The 19,802-nt window shown below is 44.9% G+C and carries 18 protein-coding genes and 1 tRNA gene; 11 read left to right on the plus strand and 8 right to left on the minus strand.

Annotated elements, in window-relative coordinates; all coding sequences use genetic code 11:
• The first annotated feature begins 9 nt into the window (after nucleotides 1-9).
• The 3 genes from ACYVNW_RS03300 (at nucleotide 10) to ACYVNW_RS03310 (ending at nucleotide 2,881) form a co-directional block, all read left to right on the plus strand.
• Nucleotides 10-870, plus strand: coding sequence for a hypothetical protein (locus tag ACYVNW_RS03300; RefSeq protein WP_460678417.1), 861 nt, complete (start codon nucleotides 10-12; stop codon nucleotides 868-870).
• A gap of 297 nt (nucleotides 871-1,167) precedes the next feature.
• Nucleotides 1,168-1,824 (plus strand): hypothetical protein, encoded by a 657-nt coding sequence (locus ACYVNW_RS03305; RefSeq protein ID WP_460678418.1) that lies wholly within the window; start codon nucleotides 1,168-1,170, stop codon nucleotides 1,822-1,824.
• The gene (locus ACYVNW_RS03310) at nucleotides 1,811-2,881 is read left to right on the plus strand and encodes a phosphoadenosine phosphosulfate reductase domain-containing protein (RefSeq protein ID WP_460678419.1); all 1,071 of its coding nucleotides are present in this window, start codon (nucleotides 1,811-1,813) and stop codon (nucleotides 2,879-2,881) included. Before ACYVNW_RS03305 ends, ACYVNW_RS03310 begins: the two co-directional genes overlap by 14 nt.
• A 24-nt stretch (nucleotides 2,882-2,905) precedes the next feature.
• Here ACYVNW_RS03310 and ACYVNW_RS03315 read toward each other — a convergent pair whose 3' ends face one another.
• A complete protein-coding gene (locus ACYVNW_RS03315; protein WP_460678420.1) occupies nucleotides 2,906-4,354 on the minus strand; it encodes an RtcB family protein in 1,449 nt (482 codons plus the stop codon).
• 203 nt (nucleotides 4,355-4,557) lie between these two features.
• Here ACYVNW_RS03315 and purL point away from each other — a divergent pair, with 203 nt between their 5' ends.
• The 4 genes from purL to ACYVNW_RS03335 all read left to right on the plus strand — a co-directional run bounded on the left by purL (nucleotide 4,558) and on the right by ACYVNW_RS03335 (nucleotide 8,732).
• A complete protein-coding gene (gene purL / locus ACYVNW_RS03320; RefSeq protein ID WP_460678421.1) occupies nucleotides 4,558-6,924 on the plus strand; it encodes a phosphoribosylformylglycinamidine synthase subunit PurL in 2,367 nt (788 codons plus the stop codon).
• Nucleotides 6,924-7,313 (plus strand): SMU1112c/YaeR family gloxylase I-like metalloprotein, encoded by a 390-nt coding sequence (gene gloA2, locus ACYVNW_RS03325; protein ID WP_460678422.1) that lies wholly within the window; start codon nucleotides 6,924-6,926, stop codon nucleotides 7,311-7,313. The genes purL and gloA2 overlap by 1 nt, the downstream gene beginning before the upstream one ends.
• A gap of 2 nt (nucleotides 7,314-7,315) precedes the next feature.
• Nucleotides 7,316-8,029 (plus strand): tRNA1(Val) (adenine(37)-N6)-methyltransferase, encoded by a 714-nt coding sequence (locus ACYVNW_RS03330; protein ID WP_460678423.1) that lies wholly within the window; start codon nucleotides 7,316-7,318, stop codon nucleotides 8,027-8,029.
• Between the two features lie 190 nt (nucleotides 8,030-8,219).
• Entirely contained in the window at nucleotides 8,220-8,732 is a 513-nt protein-coding gene (locus tag ACYVNW_RS03335) for a metallophosphoesterase family protein (protein ID WP_460678424.1), read from the plus strand.
• Here ACYVNW_RS03335 and rnhA read toward each other — a convergent pair.
• Entirely contained in the window at nucleotides 8,729-9,184 is a 456-nt protein-coding gene (gene rnhA / locus ACYVNW_RS03340) for a ribonuclease HI (protein ID WP_460678425.1), read from the minus strand. The two genes, ACYVNW_RS03335 and rnhA, sit on opposite strands and share 4 nt — an antisense overlap.
• Nucleotides 9,185-9,299: 115 nt before the next feature.
• Here rnhA and ACYVNW_RS03345 point away from each other — a divergent pair.
• Nucleotides 9,300-9,373: transfer RNA gene (locus tag ACYVNW_RS03345), tRNA-His, on the plus strand.
• Here the strand turns inward: ACYVNW_RS03345 and ACYVNW_RS03350 are convergent.
• Nucleotides 9,365-9,601, minus strand: coding sequence for a hypothetical protein (locus tag ACYVNW_RS03350; protein WP_460678426.1), 237 nt, complete (start codon nucleotides 9,599-9,601; stop codon nucleotides 9,365-9,367). The two genes, ACYVNW_RS03345 and ACYVNW_RS03350, sit on opposite strands and share 9 nt — an antisense overlap.
• A 486-nt stretch (nucleotides 9,602-10,087) precedes the next feature.
• Between ACYVNW_RS03350 and ACYVNW_RS03355 the strand changes: the two genes are divergently transcribed.
• Entirely contained in the window at nucleotides 10,088-11,611 is a 1,524-nt protein-coding gene (locus tag ACYVNW_RS03355; RefSeq protein ID WP_460678427.1) for a DEAD/DEAH box helicase, read from the plus strand.
• Nucleotides 11,612-11,738: 127 nt separating this feature from the next.
• Here ACYVNW_RS03355 and cysM read toward each other — a convergent pair whose 3' ends face one another.
• From cysM to ACYVNW_RS03370, 3 genes are all read right to left on the minus strand, one after another.
• On the minus strand, nucleotides 11,739-12,611 hold the full coding sequence (cysM, locus tag ACYVNW_RS03360; protein ID WP_460678428.1) for a cysteine synthase CysM: 873 nt from the start codon (nucleotides 12,609-12,611) through the stop codon (nucleotides 11,739-11,741).
• A 12-nt stretch (nucleotides 12,612-12,623) separates the two neighbouring features.
• On the minus strand, nucleotides 12,624-13,436 hold the full coding sequence (epsC, locus tag ACYVNW_RS03365; protein WP_460680993.1) for a serine O-acetyltransferase EpsC: 813 nt from the start codon (nucleotides 13,434-13,436) through the stop codon (nucleotides 12,624-12,626).
• 159 nt (nucleotides 13,437-13,595) lie between these two features.
• A complete protein-coding gene (locus ACYVNW_RS03370) occupies nucleotides 13,596-14,369 on the minus strand; it encodes an SDR family NAD(P)-dependent oxidoreductase (RefSeq protein ID WP_460678429.1) in 774 nt (257 codons plus the stop codon).
• Nucleotides 14,370-14,554: 185 nt separating this feature from the next.
• Here ACYVNW_RS03370 and ACYVNW_RS03375 point away from each other — a divergent pair, with 185 nt between their 5' ends.
• A complete protein-coding gene (locus ACYVNW_RS03375; RefSeq protein WP_460678430.1) occupies nucleotides 14,555-15,823 on the plus strand; it encodes a glycoside hydrolase family 2 TIM barrel-domain containing protein in 1,269 nt (422 codons plus the stop codon).
• A gap of 127 nt (nucleotides 15,824-15,950) precedes the next feature.
• On the opposite strand, the gene ACYVNW_RS03380 is transcribed toward ACYVNW_RS03375, so the two are convergent.
• Entirely contained in the window at nucleotides 15,951-17,447 is a 1,497-nt protein-coding gene (locus ACYVNW_RS03380; RefSeq protein ID WP_460678431.1) for an MFS transporter, read from the minus strand.
• A gap of 296 nt (nucleotides 17,448-17,743) precedes the next feature.
• Here ACYVNW_RS03380 and ACYVNW_RS03385 point away from each other — a divergent pair, with 296 nt between their 5' ends.
• Entirely contained in the window at nucleotides 17,744-18,130 is a 387-nt protein-coding gene (locus tag ACYVNW_RS03385; protein ID WP_460678432.1) for a transmembrane 220 family protein, read from the plus strand.
• Between the two features lie 119 nt (nucleotides 18,131-18,249).
• Here ACYVNW_RS03385 and ACYVNW_RS03390 read toward each other — a convergent pair whose 3' ends face one another.
• Nucleotides 18,250-19,776: a TolB family protein gene (locus tag ACYVNW_RS03390; RefSeq protein ID WP_460678433.1), complete on the minus strand. Its 1,527-nt coding sequence runs from the start codon at nucleotides 19,774-19,776 to the stop codon at nucleotides 18,250-18,252.
• Nucleotides 19,777-19,802 lie beyond the last annotated feature (26 nt).

Raw genomic sequence — 19,802 nt, forward strand, 5'->3', positions numbered from 1 at the left:
ATCGCTTTAATGGCATCCCTGTTAACCGAAAGCCAGATTGAAGGGAAAAATGTATATTGGTACACACAAATGAACAGCCAGAAAAATTATACTTTACAATGGGGCCCCGCACGAAATTGGGTACTTTTTGCTTTGATTACCGTATTTATGTTGTGGCTTGCTCATGCGCTTGCATTTTTTCCGCATGAATATGCGCATGCCATTACGGCCTGGCTGTTGGGTTGGAAAAGTAACCCGCTTGCTTTAAATTACGGTCATGTGAGCATAAGTAATTTGCTGGCGCAATTTGATATTGACGAAAACGTAGATTATGCGCCCATATTTGCCAGCGGGCGCCATTACCAGGCGGGTATAATTGCTTTAGCCGGTTTGTTTTTCGGCAATTTTTTGTTCACCTATCCTTTAAGCCTTTGGGGATATCGCTATGCAAAACAACAGGGTTCATACACCTGGGCTTTGTTTTTTTACTGGTTATGCGTGGCCAGTGTAGGGAACCTGATAGATTATGTGCCGGTAAGAACATTTGCCTATACAGGAGATATGCATACGCTGATTACGGGCTTTAACTGTTCGCCCTGGTGGGTAATGCTGCTGCTGGGCATTCCGTTTTTGCTGATTTTAATTCACCTCTTGTTTTCTTTTGCACCACAAGCTTTACATTGGCTTTTTCCTGCTTCTGCAGGCCGGCGGGCTATCATGGTGCTGCTTACCGCTTTTGCAGTTTTCGGGTTTTACGGCGCTGCGGGCTGGTCTGCCACTGATCCGACTTCGCATCACATTTCGGTATACTCGGTATGCCTGTTGGTGCCGCTTGCTACCATCCTTGGTTTTTGGGTTACAGATCGGTTTTGGTTAAAGCTTAAAAACTAACTTGCAATGCCTGCTGCTGATTTAAGTCTTATACAGGGCGGCTTAAATTCTCATATATTACCCAGCACTCTCGTGCGTGATAAAGCATTAATTTTGGGATTATTGCTATAGCTGCGTTTATGCCTAAGCGAGTATGAAAGTGGTTACTTTACTGCTCATATGGCGGACGGGAGTCCTTGTTTCTGGGGTACATTTAAGTCGGCCTGCGGAAGACTTAAACCAGTATGGTATTAGTATTTAAATAATATACATTATATATTTACATTTAAAGTAATTCATAATATAGTATCGACATAAATGGATCAATCCACATTAAAAAATCTTCGTTTAATTATTCCGGGTTTAATAAGTTTATTAGCAATTTTTTATCCAATAAAAATTTTAAAAATATATGATTTAAACAATTTTATTTCATCTATCAAAGATTGGAACGATTTAATCCCGTTGATAACAATGCCATCTTTGATTGGAGTATTATATTATGTTTCAAATATAAGATATGTATTCTGGAAATCAGAATTACATAAAGTGCAAGAAAATATTAAAGATAGATTGGTAGACACCTTTATAAATGATTATACTTTACAGCAGCAGGCCAGTTTGAAATCTGATAAGAGTAGAATAATGAGAATATTCTACCACTTTGTCGATAGTCATCCTTCTCTTACCACACAGTCCCAAAATGTTAAGTTCAATGGATTAATTTGGACAACATTCCTGGACACTTCAATAATCACTTGCTTTTTTGGTGCTGCTAGTATTACTATTAGCATAATTTTAAAAATTAAAGTTCTAATGTTATATGGGTGGATTTTAATTGTTGTTTGTATGGTTTCTTATGCCGCTTTCCGTTCACTCACAAAAAGGCATTTAATGTATTCCAATGAACAAATTGATAGCATAATTCAGCTTTTTAAAGCTGAACTAAAAAATAAATTAAATGATATTTTGTGACAAATCTTTGAATGGTTTAGCTAAAAGAAACTACAATACAATTGAACTTATCAAACAGTATTATTTACAAGATGATCAACCATGGTACATTGGTTACAGTGGTGGTAAAGATTCATCCGCTCTACTAAAACTTGTTTTCTGTGGATTAAAAGAAGTAAATCTCCCCAAGAAAAATATAAATGTGATATATTGTGATACAGGTGTGGAAATACCAGTTTTATCTAAATATGTTGCAAAAACATTAAATGCGTTTCAATTAGAAGCTGATAAATTTAACCTACCATTCACAGTAAAAATAGCCAAACCTGTAATTCAAGATACTTATTTCAGTAAAGTAATAGGAAGGGGATATCCACCTCCTTCTAATAAATTTAGATGGTGTACTGACCGATTGAGAATTAAACCTATTCAAGCTATTATAAAAGCTCATGCTCAAGAAGCGCACACGATATTATTGGGAGTAAGAAAAGGTGAAAGTAGCAAAAGGAACCACACTATAGATAAGCATAAGACAGGGGATGAGTTTTTTCTTAAGCAAAAAGGAAATGCTAAATCTTTGATATTTACTCCAATTATAAATTATGATATTACAGATGTGTGGAATACATTAATTTATAATGTATATCCACATAGCATCGATGTGAAAGAATTAAGTAAAATATATAAGAATGCAAGTGCTGAATGTCCTATCATCAAAGATCCAAAGGATTCTCCATGTGGTAAAGGAAGATTTGGTTGTTGGACTTGTACAGTCGTAAAAGAAGATAAGGCTGTGACAAATCTAGTAAAACAAGGGTATGTGGATCTAAAACCATTGTTAGATTTTCGAAATTGGTTAAGTTTTGTTAGAAACCTGCCTGAATATCGATGTAAAACTCGACGTAATGGCCTAGTTGGTTTAGGGCCATTCACGCTTAAAGCGAGAAGTGAAATCCTAGATCGACTGTTGAAAACTGAAATTTTATCAGGAACATCTCTCATTACTACTGAAGAAATTTACTACATAAGAACGCTTTGGAATGCTGATATATCAAATGATAAATACAAAGAAGATTAAGCGTTTAAATTGTCATTTTCTCCGCTAATCCTCCGGCCTCTCCTTCGGATCTGCCATTCTTACAATCCTCGGCTGAAACTTCGCCAGTACTTCCACCAAATCGTGCTGGGCTTCCATTACGGCGTGGATGTTTTTGTATACCATGGGGGCTTCGTCCAGGTCGGAGCCAAGCAGGGTAATTTTCTTATCCAGCAGTTCGGCTTGCACCAAATCGCGCTTTACGGTTTTAAAGGCGGCGCTTCGGCTCATTAAACGCCCCGCACCGTGGCTGGCGGAGTTGATGCTGGCCGGGTCGCCTTTGCCGCGTACCACAAAGCCGGGCGTGCTCATGCTGCCGGGTATAATGCCCAGTACGCCTTTGCCGGCCGGGGTAGCGCCTTTGCGGTGCACCATTACCTCGGTGCCGTCGGCCAGTTGCTCCTTCCAGGCAAAGTTGTGGTGGTTTTCTATACGCAGCAGGGGCTGCAGTTGCATGGCCCGGGCTATCTTGTTGTGTATCTCGTGGTGGTTGGCGCTGGCATAGTCGCCGGCCAGGTTCATGGCCAGCCAGTACTCTTGTCCCTCGTTGCTTTGCAAATCCAGCCAGGCCAGGTGGCGCGCCTCATGGGGCAGCTGGGTTTTGGTCATGGCCAGGTTGGAGTAATAGCCCGCAATGCCCGCCCCAAATCCGCGCGAGCCGGAGTGGGAGAGCAGCGCCAGGTAATTACCCGCCGGTACGCCTTCCAAAGCGCCTTCGTGTACGTTGAGTTCGCCCCATTCCACAAAGTGGTTGCCGGTGCCCGAGGTGCCCAGTTGCTTGTAAGCTTTATCCTTCAGTAAACGCACCTGTTTAATGGCATTCCAGTCTGGGCGGTCAAACAGGCTGGTATCGTCGTGCTTTTTGCTCTCGCTGCCCATGCCAAAATGGGTGTGTTTCAGCAGCAGGCTTTTCAGGTTATCCGTTTTATCGTCTATGGTACCAGACGGCAAATCAAAAATGCTGAGGCACATACGGCAGGCAATATCTACACCCACGGCGTAGGGGATAATGGTATCGGCCGTAGTGGCCAGCACGCCGCCAATAGGCAGGCCGTAACCCTGGTGGGCATCGGGCATCAGCGCCCCGGCTACCGAGATGGGCAATTGTATGGCCGTACGCATTTGCGCCAGTGCCCCGGCCTCAATATGTTCGGCGCCATAAACAGGGAAGCTGGCGGTTTCCTTTTTCAGCTCCTGCATCGAGCTGACCTGTTTTATCAGTTTACCCTCTTTGCGCAGTTCAATCACGCGGTCGGCAACGTTTTTAAACTTGCCGCCGTTTTGCTGCGCGTAGGGTTCAGGGTTGTTCATCAGGGCTTCGAGGTGCGCCATTAGGGTGGGCTTATCCATCACCTTGTGTTTGAGCAAGCCGTTGGCTACCCTGCTGAACAAGATGACTACATCCAAATCCTCAATGCCCAGGTTGATGATTTCACCATTGCTGATCTTTTCCATATTGCGCTATCGTTAAATCCTCCCGAAAGGAGAACAAATATTATCCTGTTTTGCTAATGCTGCAAAATAGTACAACAACTGCGCAGCCTTTTTGCGCACTAAAAAAATAATTTTTGGAGATCCGACGTATCAAGGGCGGTCCGGGTTACTCAGGCTTTAAATCACAATACCTGTAAAAATGCATCAACCGTACAAGTACTGACATGTTTATGCCACTGTTTCAGATGTTCGGCGTAACACCTGAAACACCTGAATTATTGAATGTTCAAATTAATGTGCTTTACCTTACGGGCTTTAGCGCTAATTTTCTAATTTTGGGCGTCTTTTCATCCCTAAAAGCAACTATAGTGGAGCAAAACGAATTAACTACCGTTGAAACTGCCAAAGATTTAGGCCTGCGGCCCGAAGAATTTGATCGCATCAAAGAAATTTTACAGCGTACCCCCAACTTTACCGAACTTTCTATTTTCTCGGTGATGTGGAGCGAGCACTGCTCGTACAAAAACTCTATCAAATGGCTTAAAACCCTGCCGCGCGATGGCGCACGCATGCTGGCCAAAGCAGGTGAGGAAAATGCCGGCCTGGTAGATTTAGGCGATGGCATAGGCTGTGCCTTTAAAATTGAATCGCACAACCACCCTTCGGCGCTGGAGCCTTACCAGGGTGCAGCTACAGGCGTGGGCGGTATCAACCGTGATATCTTTACCATGGGTGCACGCCCCATCGCGCAGCTTAATTCCCTGCGTTTTGGCGATTTGAACAACGAGCGGACCAAGTGGTTGATTAAAGGTGTGGTAAAAGGCATCGGCGATTATGGTAATGCTTTCGGCATTCCCACCGTAGGTGGCGAATTGTTTTTCGATGAATGCTATAATGTAAACCCATTGGTCAACGCTATGTCGGCCGGGATTGTTAAGGCTGGCGAAACGGTATCAGCTACCTCATACGGTGTGGGCAACCCGGTATATATTGTGGGTTCATCCACAGGTAAAGACGGTATACACGGTGCGGCATTTGCCTCTAAAGATATCACCGAAGATTCGGTAAACGATTTGCCTGCCGTACAGGTAGGCGACCCTTTCCAGGAAAAATTGTTACTGGAAGCTACCCTTGAAGTGATTAAAACTGGTGCCGTAATTGGTATGCAGGATATGGGCGCAGCCGGTATCATTTGCTCCAACTCCGAAATGTCGGCCAAGGGTGAGCACGGTATGGTGATCTATCTGGATAAAGTACCTACCCGCCAGGACAACATGAAGCCTTACGAAATCTTGCTGTCTGAATCACAGGAGCGGATGCTGATTGTGGTGGAGAAAGGCCGCGAAGCGGATGTACAGGCCGTATTTGATAAATGGGATTTAAATTGTGTACAGATAGGCGAGGTAACCGATACCAAGCGCCTTGAATATTACATGAACGGCGAACTGGTGGCCGATGTACCTGCCGATGACCTGGTGTTAGGCGGTGGTGCCCCGGTATACGAGCGCGAATATCGCGAACCGGCATACTATCAGCAAAACCAAGCCTTCAGCATAGATAATGTGCCGGTACCCGAAAACCTGGTAGATGTGGCAGAGCATTTAATTGCTCACCCTAACATTGCCTCCAAGCGTTGGGTAACCGACCAGTATGATTCCATGGTAGGTACCGCTAGCATGACCACCAATCGCCCCAGCGATGCGGCAGTAGTGGCCGTTAAAGGCACAGATAAAGCCATTGTGCTTACCGTAGACTGTAACTCCCGCTATGTATACGCCGACCCGCAAAAGGGCTGTGCTATTGCCGTAGCCGAAGCTGCACGTAACATTACCTGTGCAGGCGGTGAGCCGGTAGCTATTACCAACTGCTTAAATTTTGGCAACCCTTATGTGCCCGAAGTATACTGGCAATTTGTGGGCGCCATTAAAGGAATGGGCGAAGCCTGTACCAAGTTTGGAACCCCGGTAACCGGCGGTAATGTGAGCTTCTATAACCAGTCGTCAGACGAAGGCCCGGTATTCCCGACGCCAACCATTGGTATGCTGGGTGTAATGGATGACATTGAAAATATCATGACTTCTGATTTTAAACAACCAGGTGATTTTATTTACCTGATTGGCGAATCGGTGAATGATATTGCTTCTTCTCAATACCTGGCTTCTTATCACAAAATTCAGGCAGCCCCGGCACCTTATTTTGATCTGGATAAGGAATATGCCATGCAGCAAACCGTGAAAGAACTGATTCAGCATAAAGCCATCGTTTCGGCGCATGATGTAGCCGATGGTGGTTTATATATTGCCTTAACCGAATCTGCCATGCCAAATGGTTTGGGCTTTGACATTGCCACCGATGCAGAAATCCGCAAGGATGCCTTCCTTTTCGGCGAAGCGCAGGGCAGGGTAGTGGTAAGTGTATCACCAGAGGAGCAGGACCGCTTTGTAGAAATGATGGCGACCAGCGAAGTAGAGTTTTCATTGCTAGGTACAGTAACCAACGGTTTCTTCCATGTAGATGAAGAACTGTTCGGCCACGTAACCGATGTGAAATTAACTTACGATAACGTACTGCACGTAACCTTAGGCGAATAATGTTAAAACTGAACCGCATTCATCACGTAGCTATCATATGCTCAGACTATCAGAAGTCGAAAGCTTTTTATACCGAAGTATTAGGTCTGCGGGTGGTTCAGGAATTTTTTCGCGAAGAACGTAAATCATATAAGCTTGATCTGGAAGTTGCATGGCAATACCAGATCGAGCTTTTTTCTTTTCCTGATCCGCCTTTGCGCCCATCAGGGCCCGAAGCTGCCGGTCTGCGCCATCTGGCCTTTGAAGTAGATAGCGTAGAAGAGGCCGTTGAACATCTTACACAAAAAGGCGTAGTAGTGGAATCTATCCGCATTGATCCGCTTACCGGCAAACGCTTTACCTTTTTTGCCGACCCCGACGGCCTGCCATTAGAGTTTTACGAAAGATAAGCATGGGCGATATATTTCGCTTTAAACAGTTTGCTGTCAACCAAACCGGCTGTGCCATGAAGGTGAACACCGATGGGGTACTGCTGGGTGCATTGGTTGGCAATGAACAACCAAGCACCATTTTAGACATCGGCACTGGCACTGGTGTTATTGCGCTCATGTTAGCACAACGTTTTCCGGAGGCCACTATTGATGCCGTTGAAATTGACGAACTGGCTGCCCAAACGGCTTACCAAAACTTTGCGCATTCGCCCTACGCCGAACGGTTGCAATTACATCCAGGCGATTATCAAATATATCTTAATCAGCACCCGGATAAAGAATATGATTTGATTGTAAGCAACCCACCTTTTTATATACAATCTTTAAAATCGCCACACACGCAAAAATCTGTAGCTAAACATGCGGATGAACAATTCTTTTTTACGCTGATACAACAGGTTGTAAGTCATTTGAGCGATGAAGGGCAATGTTGGCTGATATTACCTGTAAATACTGCGGCATTGGTGAAAGAACTATCTTCTGGGGTACAGTTATACCTTCAGCACTCGGTGCTCATCGGTTCCTATCCTGATAGCATTCCGCACCGTGAGGTATTGGCTTTGGGCAAGCGCAGGGGTGAGATAATCACTGAGGATTTGCATATTTATAATGAGCCAAAAGTGTATTCACAGTTATATCAAACCTTGCTTAAAAATTTTTTGACAATATTTTAATTTCCTATACTGCTTGTTATTCAGCACTTCATTGCGAGGTACGAGCAATCTCTATACGCCTAATCGAGGCACAAAGCAGAGAGATTGCTTCGTACTTCGCAATGATGTGTGGGTATGCTGCTTTAAAAAAATAAATAGTATTTCAATAATTTTCATCCTTTTCCCACATCTTTCCGTCCTTTGCTTCACCATGACTAAAATCGGCCTTATATCTGATACCCACGGCTACCTTGACGATGCTGTGTTCACCCATTTTGCCGATTGCGACGAAATATGGCATGCCGGGGATTTTGGGGGAAATGTGGCCGACCGCTTAGCGGCATTTAAACCCTTAAAAGGTGTATATGGCAATATTGATGGAACCGGCATTCGCAAAGATTTTCCGCTTAACCTGCGCTTTAAGTGTGAGGATGTGGATGTATGGATGACACATATCGGCGGTTATCCCGGCCGGTACAATGCAGCCGTAAAGCCGGAAATTTATACCAACCCGCCGCAGTTATTCATTACCGGGCATTCACATATCCTGAAAGTGATATTTGATGAAAAAATTAAATGCCTTCACCTTAACCCCGGCGCCGCAGGCAAGCAGGGCTGGCACAAAGTACAAACCCTGATGCGTTTTGAAATTGATGGCAAACAGATTAAAAACCTGCAGGTGATAGAACTGGCACACAAGGGTGCGCCTATCAAAAATAATTAAGCGTTTCCGGTTTCAAATACGCTGTCAATTAATAGCTGTGGTTGCTTGGCGGCAGCTACCGCCAGGCGGTCGCAGCGCTCGTTTTCGGGGTGGCCGGCATGGCCTTTAATCCAAACAAAACGGATGTTGTGCAATTTGCTTACCTGCAGGTAGCGCAGCCATAAATCTTTGTTTTTTTTACCGGCAAATCCTTTTTGCAGCCAGCCGTGCACCCAGCGCTTTTCAATAGCATCCACCACATATTTAGAGTCGGAATAGATGGTCACCTGCTGGTTGGGGCTTTTCAATGCTTCAAGACCAACGATGACCGCCAGGAGTTCCATACGGTTATTGGTGGTTTTGCGAAAGCCGGCCGATAGCTCTTTATAATGCTGGCCGGAGCGCAATATGGTACCATAACCACCCGGCCCTGGGTTGCCGCTTGAAGCGCCATCTGTAAAAATTTCTATCATCTCAATTTTGGAGCGGCAAGTATAGCCAAATTACATCAGAGGCGATAAGTATAAAGTTTCAAAAAAGTCTTGCATAAATTCAGGAGTTTCCTATTTTTGCAGTCCCAAATATACGGTAGGTATAGCTCAGTTGGTTAGAGCACCAGATTGTGGTTCTGGGGGTCGTGGGTTCGAGCCCCATTACTTACCCGAAAGCCTCTCATTAAAATGAGAGGCTTTTTTGTTGGGATAAAAATTATCGAGGCTGCTTAATATGAAGTTACCCCATTCTGCTTGTTGTTCATCAACTATTACAGTGCAAAATCCGTAACGCTGCCCTTCCATCTCAACTCCTTTTGAATCATCAACATGTAAGTCAATGTTAAAAGCTAAAGGGTATTTTGAAGATTGAATGCCACTACTGCTGATTGCTGCCAAATGTCGGATTTGATTGATATTGCTTAAAAAGTTCGATAGTTCCTTTTCGGATGATTTCGGTACCTAACAATTTTTGTAAAAGAGTTTGCTGTTCAGTTTCAAAGGTTTTGCTTCCGGGAATTATAGTGTCATCTAAGTCGAATGATATTTTCATAGAGCCTTACATGGAATCAAAACTTCACTGTTTCGCTTTTATTACATCCATTGGTGTCGATTTCAAATATTTTCGCTAATGGAGGTGTTTGTGATGATATAAAGATATAACTGTACTCTTTTAAATACAAAAAATGAGTTGAGAGATACAATCAGAACCTTCGAAGTGACTAATATTTATCAACTTGTCATGAAAAAGTTATATCATATTTAACCACTTCATTTACTTTTCCACATCCTCCCTTAAATGTCGATTTGGCTATGTTGTTGCTACGATTTATCAGCAGCTCATCACCAATTAACAGCTGCTACCACGACAAGAAGAGAAGGATTATGGAAAGCACCAATACCAAACGCCCGGCTAAATTATATGACTATCAGGAAGCCGACATCAATACCTTATTTGATAAATTAAACACCACACCCCAGGAGCATCGACTGTTATACCAGTTGCCTACCGGTGGCGGCAAAACGGTGATATTTTCTGAAATCGCCAAGCGCTTTATCAGCCAGCATTCACAGAAAGTAATGATATTAACACACCGCATTGAGCTGTGCAGGCAAACATCCAGTACCTTGAAAAGCTTTGGTATTAAAAATAACATCATTAACAGTGCAGTAAAGCGGGTAAGCCGGAAAAGCGATTACAGTTGCTACGTGGCAATGGTAGAAACCCTGAACAACCGTATACAGGAGGGCCAGATTGATACCGACCAAGTAGGTTTAGTAATTATTGATGAGGCGCATCACAACTCGTTTCAGAAACTGCTGGATAAGTTCTGTAATGCCCGTATCATCGGTGTTACGGCTACGCCATTCAGTTCAGACTTTGAATCGCCCATGCGCGATAATTATCATGAACTGATTGTTGGAGCAAGCATCAGTTCATTGATTGAGCAGGGTTACTTGGCGCAGCCTGCCACCTGGCGGTATGACGTGGAGCTGAACACTTTAAAAACCACCGGCGCACACGGAGATTTTACGGTGAGCACATCTGATGAGCTATATTCATCTCCGGCCATGCTTGAATTGCTGCTGCATGCCTACGAGGAACATGCCAAGAATAAAAAGACCTTAATATTTAACAATGGCATATTCGCCTCAAAAGCCGTATGCCAGATGTTCACTGATGCCGGTTACCCGATACGGCATTTGGATAACAACACCCCTTGTGCAGAGCGCGAGGAGATATTGAAATGGCTGAAGAATACACCCAATGCAATATTAACTTCTGTATCTATCCTAACCACAGGTTTTGATGAACCTACCGTAAAAACGGTAATCTTAAACCGGGCCACTACCTCATTAACCTTATATCATCAAATGATCGGCAGGGGCTCACGTCGTTTGCCCAAGAAGAAGGCATTTACCATTATTGACTTAGGCAATAATGTGGATCGCTTTGGCGATTGGAGCAAACCTGTAGATTGGCAGGATATATTCGACCATCCGGAAGCTTATTGCGAAAAGATACATGCCCAGTTGAGCCACGAAGCACACGCAATGCCCTCCGAACTGCGTTCGAAATTTCCGAACAGCCTAGAAATCTCTTTCGATGTACAAAAGGCCTATCATGAAGCCCTTGAAAACGAGCAAAAAGCCAGCACCGTAATTGCCGACTCCATACAACAACATGTTGCCATGTGCGTAGATAATAGCGATATGATTGCCGATGCCATGGCCTTAGCCGAAGAATTAAACAAAGAGATTGAATGGCGTGTAAAGCAGTACGGCAAGTGCCTGGGTAAAGTGACTAAAAATTATCTGGAATGGCTGCAGGAGGATTATAAAACCAAGCTGAAAACGCTGATACAAACCACCATGCAGCAAAAGAATTTAACTCAGGCAGCTGCGTAAGGTTCAAGTTGGGGGTTTCCTTATCCAGCTTTGTCATTGCGAGGAACGAAGCAATCTAGTCGTTAGCATAGCGAAGAGGAAAAGCTACGAGATTGCTTCGTTCCTCGCAATGACAAAATATGGGCAATCACCCAAACAACTCACTGCTCAAATACCGGTCGCCGCGGTCGCAGGCGATGAATACGATGGTTCCCTCCGTAAGTTCCTGAGCCAGTTTTATTGCGGCAGAGCAGGCGCCGCCGCTGCTCATGCCGGCAAATATGCCTTCCACTTTGGCTAACTGTCGGGCCATGTGTACGGCATCTGCTTCTTCAATATCCATAATACGGTCAACCCGGCTCGGGTCAAATATTTTGGGCAGGTAAGCGGCCGGCCAGCGGCGAATGCCCGGGATAGATGAGTTTTCGGTAGGCTGGCAGCCGACGATTTGTATGTCCGGGTTCTTTTCTTTCAAAAATTTGGAGCAACCCATAATGGTGCCAGTGGTACCCATAGCGCTTACAAAGTGAGTAATTTGCCCGTCGGTATCGCGCCACATCTCGGGCCCGGTAGATTTATAATGCGACAGGTAATTATCTTTGTTAGCAAACTGGTTGAGCAGGAAATAACCATCAGATGCGCCTTTGTTCTCTGCATAATCGCGGCAGGCTTCAATGCTCTCCAATAAAGTTACCTTAGCGCCGAAGGCTTCCATCGTAAGGGTGCGTTCGCGGGTAGAGTTGGCGGGCATCACCAATTCGATTTCCAGGTCAAATAACCGGGCAATCATGGCCAGCGCAATGCCGGTATTGCCGCTGGTAGCTTCTACCAGTTTTGTGCCTGTTTTAATCTCGCCGCGTTCCATAGCGCTGCGTATCATGTTCAACGCCGCGCGGTCTTTTACGCTACCGCCGGGATTATTGCCTTCCAGTTTGGCAAAAATACGAACGTTAGGGTTCGAGTTGAGCCGGGTAATTTCTACCATGGGGGTGTTACCCACCAAATCAATTATGCCTGCCATAGTATGCTATATTTATGGAGTTGTATTTATGTTTTGTACTGTGATGGTAGGGTTGTGATAAACCGTAGAGTAGGGCGCTACACTTTTTGTAAGCCATACATTACCGCCAATAGTACTGTTATGGCCAATCACGGTATCGCCGCCTAAAATGGTAGCGCCTGAATAAATTACCACATCATCCTGCACGGTAGGATGCCGTTTGGTATCGGCCATAAACTTGTGTACGCTTAAAGCACCCAAAGTAACCCCCTGGTACATTTTTACATGCTTGCCAATAGTACACGTTTCACCAATAACAATACCGGTACCATGATCGATATGAAAATATTCGCCAATGCTGGCCGACGGATGGATGTCAATGCCGGTTACTGAATGTGCATGCTCGGTTAAAATGCGCGGAATGAGGGGGACGCCCAGCAAAGCAAGGGTATGTGCAATGCGGTAAAAGAAAATAGCATAAAAACCGGGATAGGTACGAATCACCTCAAACTCGCTGCGCGCAGCAGGATCGCCTTCGTAAATGGCCTGCATGTCTGTATTCAGCGTATGGTACAACTCAGGCAGGCGGTTAAAAAATAAGGTAGCCAAATCGGCGGCATCTGCTTTAGAAAAGCTGTTTAAAGTGTTGATCATCTCGGCCAACGTGGCTTCCAGTCGTGTAGCTTCTGCTTGTACATCGGTAACCTTACAAAAAGATTTTACTGTTTGCTCAGGGTAAAACAGGTGCATTACAGCTAAAGCCCAGTCGGCAATGGCGTTGTTGGGTGCCATGCGCTGCGCGCTAAGTTGCTTTTCAAATAAGTGCCTGTAAAATTTCTCATTCATATTGCCTGCCGCCAATGCTGTACAATTTAATCAAAATGCAGAGTTAGATATTTTAACCGGATTTACATTGCATACTTTATGGCAACAGCTAAATCTAACATACGGTTGACAGTATTTGTAAAAAGTAGGCAATTTGGCAACTACCACGCCTTAACTAACTTAAGCCGGCAACTTCACACCTGATATTCGTTCACATTCAGCTAAAAACTTATTTTGTAGGGCAACATCAGCGGCAGCTTTCAAAAACTCCTGTTGTTTTTGGTGATAGAAGTATTTTCCGCTTACCAGCGCTGCGGCATCGTTGCTGGTGGCCAGCCAGGTTTGAGTTTTAGGCGCTTCCTCTAAACTGTCGGGCGCACCTGAGCCACCCATTTTTGTAGCTACCCAGCCGGGTTCTAAAGCGTTGCTGTATACCTGAGGCCAATTGCGGGCTACGGCAAACGCCAATAAAACATCATGTAACTTGGAGTCTGCATAAGCATTGAACCCGCTCCAACGGCGGGTATCCCAGGTTAAGTCTTTCAAGCTGGTGTCGCCATCACGGTGCAGGCCCGAACTTACATAAATCAGACGGTCGGGGCGCTCCATCAGGCAGGTGAGTAAATAAGGTGCCAAGGCGTTAACGGCAAATACCAGAGGCAGTCCATCTATTGTATTGTTTTTGGCTGGCTCCCGGTAGCCTATACCTGCATTATGTATTACAGCGTCAAAGCGACCGAGGCGGTTAGCCTCTTCGGCTACTTTGCGGGTTTCAGCAATGCTTGACAAGTCTCCGGCAATAGCGTTTGCCGCTCCGGGAACGGCGGCCAGCGCTTCCTTTGTGCGTTGCTGGTTACGGGCATGTAATACCACTTCGTGCCCCTCATTAACTAATATTTGAGCAGCCATCTGGCCCAAACCGTCGGCTGAGCCGGTAATGAATATGCGTGCCATTGTTTAAATATTTTTCAATGATTCTAATACTCATCATGAATGTATTGTTCTTGTTTGCTGATAAAATTTATAACCAAAGTATTGAAAATTCATTTTAAATGCTGGTGCGTAAATAATCAATTACAAATACTACGGGCATTTTGCTGGCACAGGTATTATCTTGATATTGGCACTTTCGTATATCTATGAAGTTAAAAAATCTTATCAGCTGCCTGATACTGCAGGGAATATGTGTGGTTGCCATGGCACAACCGGTAAAAGTAAAGGTACAAGCTACTAAGGATGGTTATACACTGATTCGGAATAACAAACCCTATTTTGTTAAAGGCGCAGGTGGTACCAGCTATACTGATCGCCTGGTGAAATATGGCGGCAATTCCATACGGACATGGGGCACCCGTGGAGGACAAAAGGTATTGGATGATGCTCAGAAATTAGGCCTGACTGTAACTATGGGTTTGGATGTAGCCCGCGAGCGCCATGGTTTCAACTATGACGATACTGCTGCGGTGCATCAGCAATTAGAACATTTGCGCCAGGAAGTGATTAAATACCGCAATGCACCGGCATTATTGATTTGGGGCATTGGCAACGAACTGAATTTGGATTATAAAAACCCGAAAGTGTGGAACGCTGTAAACGAAATTGCCGAGATGATTCACCGGGAAGATCCCAATCACCCGGTAACTACTATGCTTGCTGGCGTCAATAATCAGGTCGTGGCTTACATTAAGGAACGCTGTCCGGCTATTGATTTGCTATCGGTACAAGTATATGGCGGTTTGGCTAGCGTGCCCCAGCAACTGCGCAACGCCGGGTGGGAAAAAGCGTATATGGTAACAGAGTGGGGCCCAACCGGGCACTGGGAAGGCCCGCAAACACCATGGAAAGCATCGGTAGAGGAAACCAGCAGCGAGAAAGCGGCAGTATACAAAAGCCGTTACGAAGCTTCCATAAAACAGGATAAGCACTGCGTGGGTTCGTATGTATTTTTATGGGGGCAAAAGCAGGAGCGTACACCCACATGGTACGGCTTGTTTACCGAGGCCGGCGAAGAGTCTGAAGTGGTGGATGTAATGCAATATTTGTGGACCGGTAGCTATCCCAAAAATAAGGCGCCGCATTTATCCTCATTTTTAGTGGATGGTAAAAAGGCTACTGACGGCGTTTATTTGCAACCCGGAAAGTCTTACCCGGTTGTGTTAGGCGTGCAGGATCCCGACCATGATGCGCTTACCACCCGCTGGGAATTGTTACCTGAAAGTACAGATTTAAAACAAGGCGGCGATCACGAATCAAGGCCTCAGCCTATACAAGGATTAATCACAAAGGCAGGGCAGCAAAGCGAATTAAAAGCACCGGAAAAAGAGGGCGCATACCGCTTATTTGTTTATGTAACTGACGGCCATAACAACATAGCTACGGCTAATCTTCCCTTCTACGTAAAGCCGTAAATATTACAAAAAGTCATTTCGACTGTAAGGGGAAATCTACTTCATCAAGCCAGTCTGCTGAAGACTCATCGCTGGAAGAAGATTTCTCCTTACAATCGAAATGACAAGGTTGAGAGCGAACCAACCTTTATGCAGAGCGCTTGAGCATTTGCTGCGCCCGGTATGTTTTCAATTTTCTCTTCACTACGGCCGATGGCTGATAGATACGTTCAGCCATATCGCGGCCTAAGTTCTTGCGCATACGGTGGCGGGCCTGTACACGCATGTGGATGACCACGCGGTCGCGATCAACTTCACCTTCTTCTTGTATACGGCCTAAAAATTTGAGCGACATCAGTGCCAATAAACCTCCAATTACAAAGAAATAGTTCCAGCCCTGCAGGTGGAGGAGCGTTAAGTTTAACATGCCGTGGCTGCTGCCAAACTGCATATTCCAAACAAATGGGTGGGTCGCAAAAAAGTCGGCTGCCAAACCGCCAATTAACGGTGCAATGGTAGAGCAAGCAGCCACAAACATATTTTTAATAGAGATATAGGCAATAGCCTCATGCTGTGGTGCCAGTTTGATACCAATATTGGTTAATGCCAGGTTTATGCCTGCTACAGCGCTGCCACTGACGATATGTATGGCTAATAACATCAGTAAGGTCATCATCCGGTTATCGGGCATGGCGGTAAACGCAAAGCCAATAATACAGGCTACATACAAGGGTGCACAAATGCTGATGATGGTTTTATTGCTAAACCAGTCGGAGTATTTACCCCAAAGTTTAAGCGAAAAAATACCACTGATCTGCCCCAAAATACCCAAGCCAATGATGTATGATAAGGGCAGGCCGATGGTTTTCATCATATAAACTGAAAAAAACGGGGTAGCCAAATTTAAGGCAAAGGCCCAAAAGGAGTTAAAGAAAACCAGCTTCTTAAAATTTTTGTTCTTTAACGGTTTACTTACCAGCTGCATCAGCTTGTCTTCCATCGGCTGTGGCTGCGGTTCGGGGGTACCCAGCAACAAGCCAACACTAATTAAGCCCAGGCTGCCGCCAATTAAGAACATCACATTGTAAGCCAGTTGTTCGCTCGAAGGGTAATGGGCTTTGATATAGTCCATGCACAAGGCGGTAGCTAAACTCAGCGTAATGTTTAATATTTGCGATAACCGCGTACGGCGAGAAAAGTAAGCACCCATCGTATCAGATGGAATCAAATCCTTCATCCATGAGTACCAGCTGGCACCGGCTATATCACCGAAGATATGCTGGAAAAACAACATGATAAACAACACCTGCAAGCTGGTAGTACCGCTAAATAGAAATGGAATTAAACCGATAGCTACAATAGGGATTCGGGCCAGCAAGTTAAAAAGGGCTGCTACCACCCGGCGGTTTTTGAAACGCCTTACCAGCCAAACGGATAACAATTGAAAAACAGTAGTGAAAGTGGGCAACGCCGATAACATACCAATATGAAAGTTGGTAGCGCCCATGTGGATGGCCATTGCGGTTAAAAAAGTACCGCTGGTGAACACTACCATGGCCTCGGCCATTAAGCCATCGGCCATTACCAGTTTCAGGCCGGCATTTACCTGCTGACTGGTTAAGTTTTTTGAAGTACGTAAATTCATAGTCAAAAGCATCCATCTATCTCCGGATGCTTGGTTCGGGGTTTAACAGTTTAAATAAATCAGGGACACAAAAATACGTGCAAAAAATCGTATAAATGTTGTGCGTTAAACGAAAATTGTAACCGGATTGTTATAAATTATTGCTTACCCAGAAAGTGTTTTGAGCTTGTACATAAGGCATTTGTAATAGGCCAAAGCAGTAGAGTTTAACGCTGGTAAGATTTTGATGCATTGCTGTAACCTGAACATTTGCATTTATTGAACCCGTTTGCTAACCTTGACCTTAAATCATCAATATGTTGCTCCGACTGCTTAACGTTTTGTTTTTTATCGCCTTTATGGGTTTTGGCTATGTAAACTTGAACGACCCCGATGCCTGGTTGTGGGTGAGTATTTACCTGGCGGTATCTATTTGCTGTTTGCTGGTGGTATTCGGTAAGTATTACCCGAAAATATATCTGGCGCTTTGTGCTTTTTATTTGGTTTACGCAACCATTATTTTCTTTTATCAGGATGGCGTGCTCGACTGGATCATCCGCTACCATACGCCCGGCATCGCCGAAACCATGAAAGCTACCAAACCCTGGATCGAAAGCACACGCGAATTTTTCGGGCTATTAATTATTACCGGAGCTTTACTGATAAATTATTTTGCAGTGAGGAAAAAGGCAGGCCTCAGATAAGTTTTCAAAAAAATGTCATTGCAGGCGATAGCGTGGCAATCGCACGGAGGCATCTGGCCTCTGTACAGCAAGCCGTTGCTACGCTATCGCTCGCAATGACAATGTTCAATGAGAAGGATTTATTTTCCGCTCATATCTGTATTGCTGATAAAAGCAATATGTTTGCCATCCGGTGACCATGAAGGGGTGTTGATACTGCCCTGACCACCAAACACATAAGCCAGCACTTTAGGTTCGCCTTCACCATTCATTGGCAGCATACGGATGTATACATGCTTGTAAGGCGGGTGATCGCCTGGCTTAACCTCTTCTTTTAGAAAAGAAAGATACACTATCCATTTGCCGTCGGGCGAAATGTGGGCAAACCAGTTGTTGTAATCATCTTTGGTGATTTGCTCTTGATGACTACCATCCGGGTGCATACGCCAGATTTGCATCAACCCTGAACGTACAGAATTGAAATAAATGTATTTGCCATCCGGAGTGTATTCGGGGCCATCGTCCAAGCCTTCGGTAGTAGTCAAACGCTCTTCGGGGCCACCGTTTACAGGCACCCGGTACACATCAAAGTTGCCGTTACGCTCTCCGCAAAATACCAAACTCCTACCATCCGGCGACCAGCCATGCAGATAGGAGGGGCCACGAGGGGTAACTTGTTTTGGTATACCTCCGGTTACCGGTACTGTATAAATGATAGAGCCACCCAGTTCTTTCACAAAGTTACTTAAGCCAATCTGCTTGCCGTCAAAAGATAGTACGTGGTCATTGTTGTTGTGTTGCACTTCGCCGGTGTTGAGTAACTGCGGCTTACGGCTGGCTAAATCAAAACGATACATCAGACCTTTGCCATCGTTGTAAATCAAAGTTTTACCGTCGGGTGTCCAGTTTGGTGCCTGTATTGAGTTGGGAACTTTATAAATAATCTCACGGTGGCCGGTAGCAATATCTAAGATTTCGAGATTACTGCCCAAATTCATTGGTGTATTTGAACTTGATACGCCGTTGTAAGGGATGGTAATGCTTACATCATCAAACATACCAGTCTCGGTAACATTTGGATTATGCGCGCAAACAAATATGCCTACGTAAACATCATCGCCTAAATCAACATTTTGTACTTGCTGCACCACAAAGGGCTTACCAAATTGCGCTGCCCGCATGGTAAATGTGTTACCGGTACGTTCCAACTGCAATACATCAGCATGTTCAAGCGAAAATTGCTTCTCCTGCGTTTCTGCGCCATCCCGTTCGCGGTACTGCAAAGAGGTTAAGCCGCTGCCATGTTCAACGGCACTCACATGAGCCGAATTGCTTTCCATTGATTTTCGCACCATCCAGCCGGCTTTGCGGTGCGGGTCGACGCCTTTGCCCTGGAAGGATACACGGCTGTACAGCAAAAAGTCGCCTTTCATCTTCTTCCATACCAAATGGAAATCGTCATGCGTGGCCCATACATTCTGTCCTGAACTGGAAATTACATAATGACGGTTTTTCGGGGTGAAAGCAGATGTGCCGGGTTTAGCCAAAGTGCCTATATCACTCTGGCCATCAAAAATACCTACCGGTTTTTGCTGTGCCTTTGCAGTAAAACAAAATGCAGCCAATAGGGCAACGCCCATGGCAGACGAGAAACGAAGGTTGATCATATTTAGAATTGGTTAACAGTAAAGCT

This window comes from Mucilaginibacter koreensis (assembly GCF_054783355.1).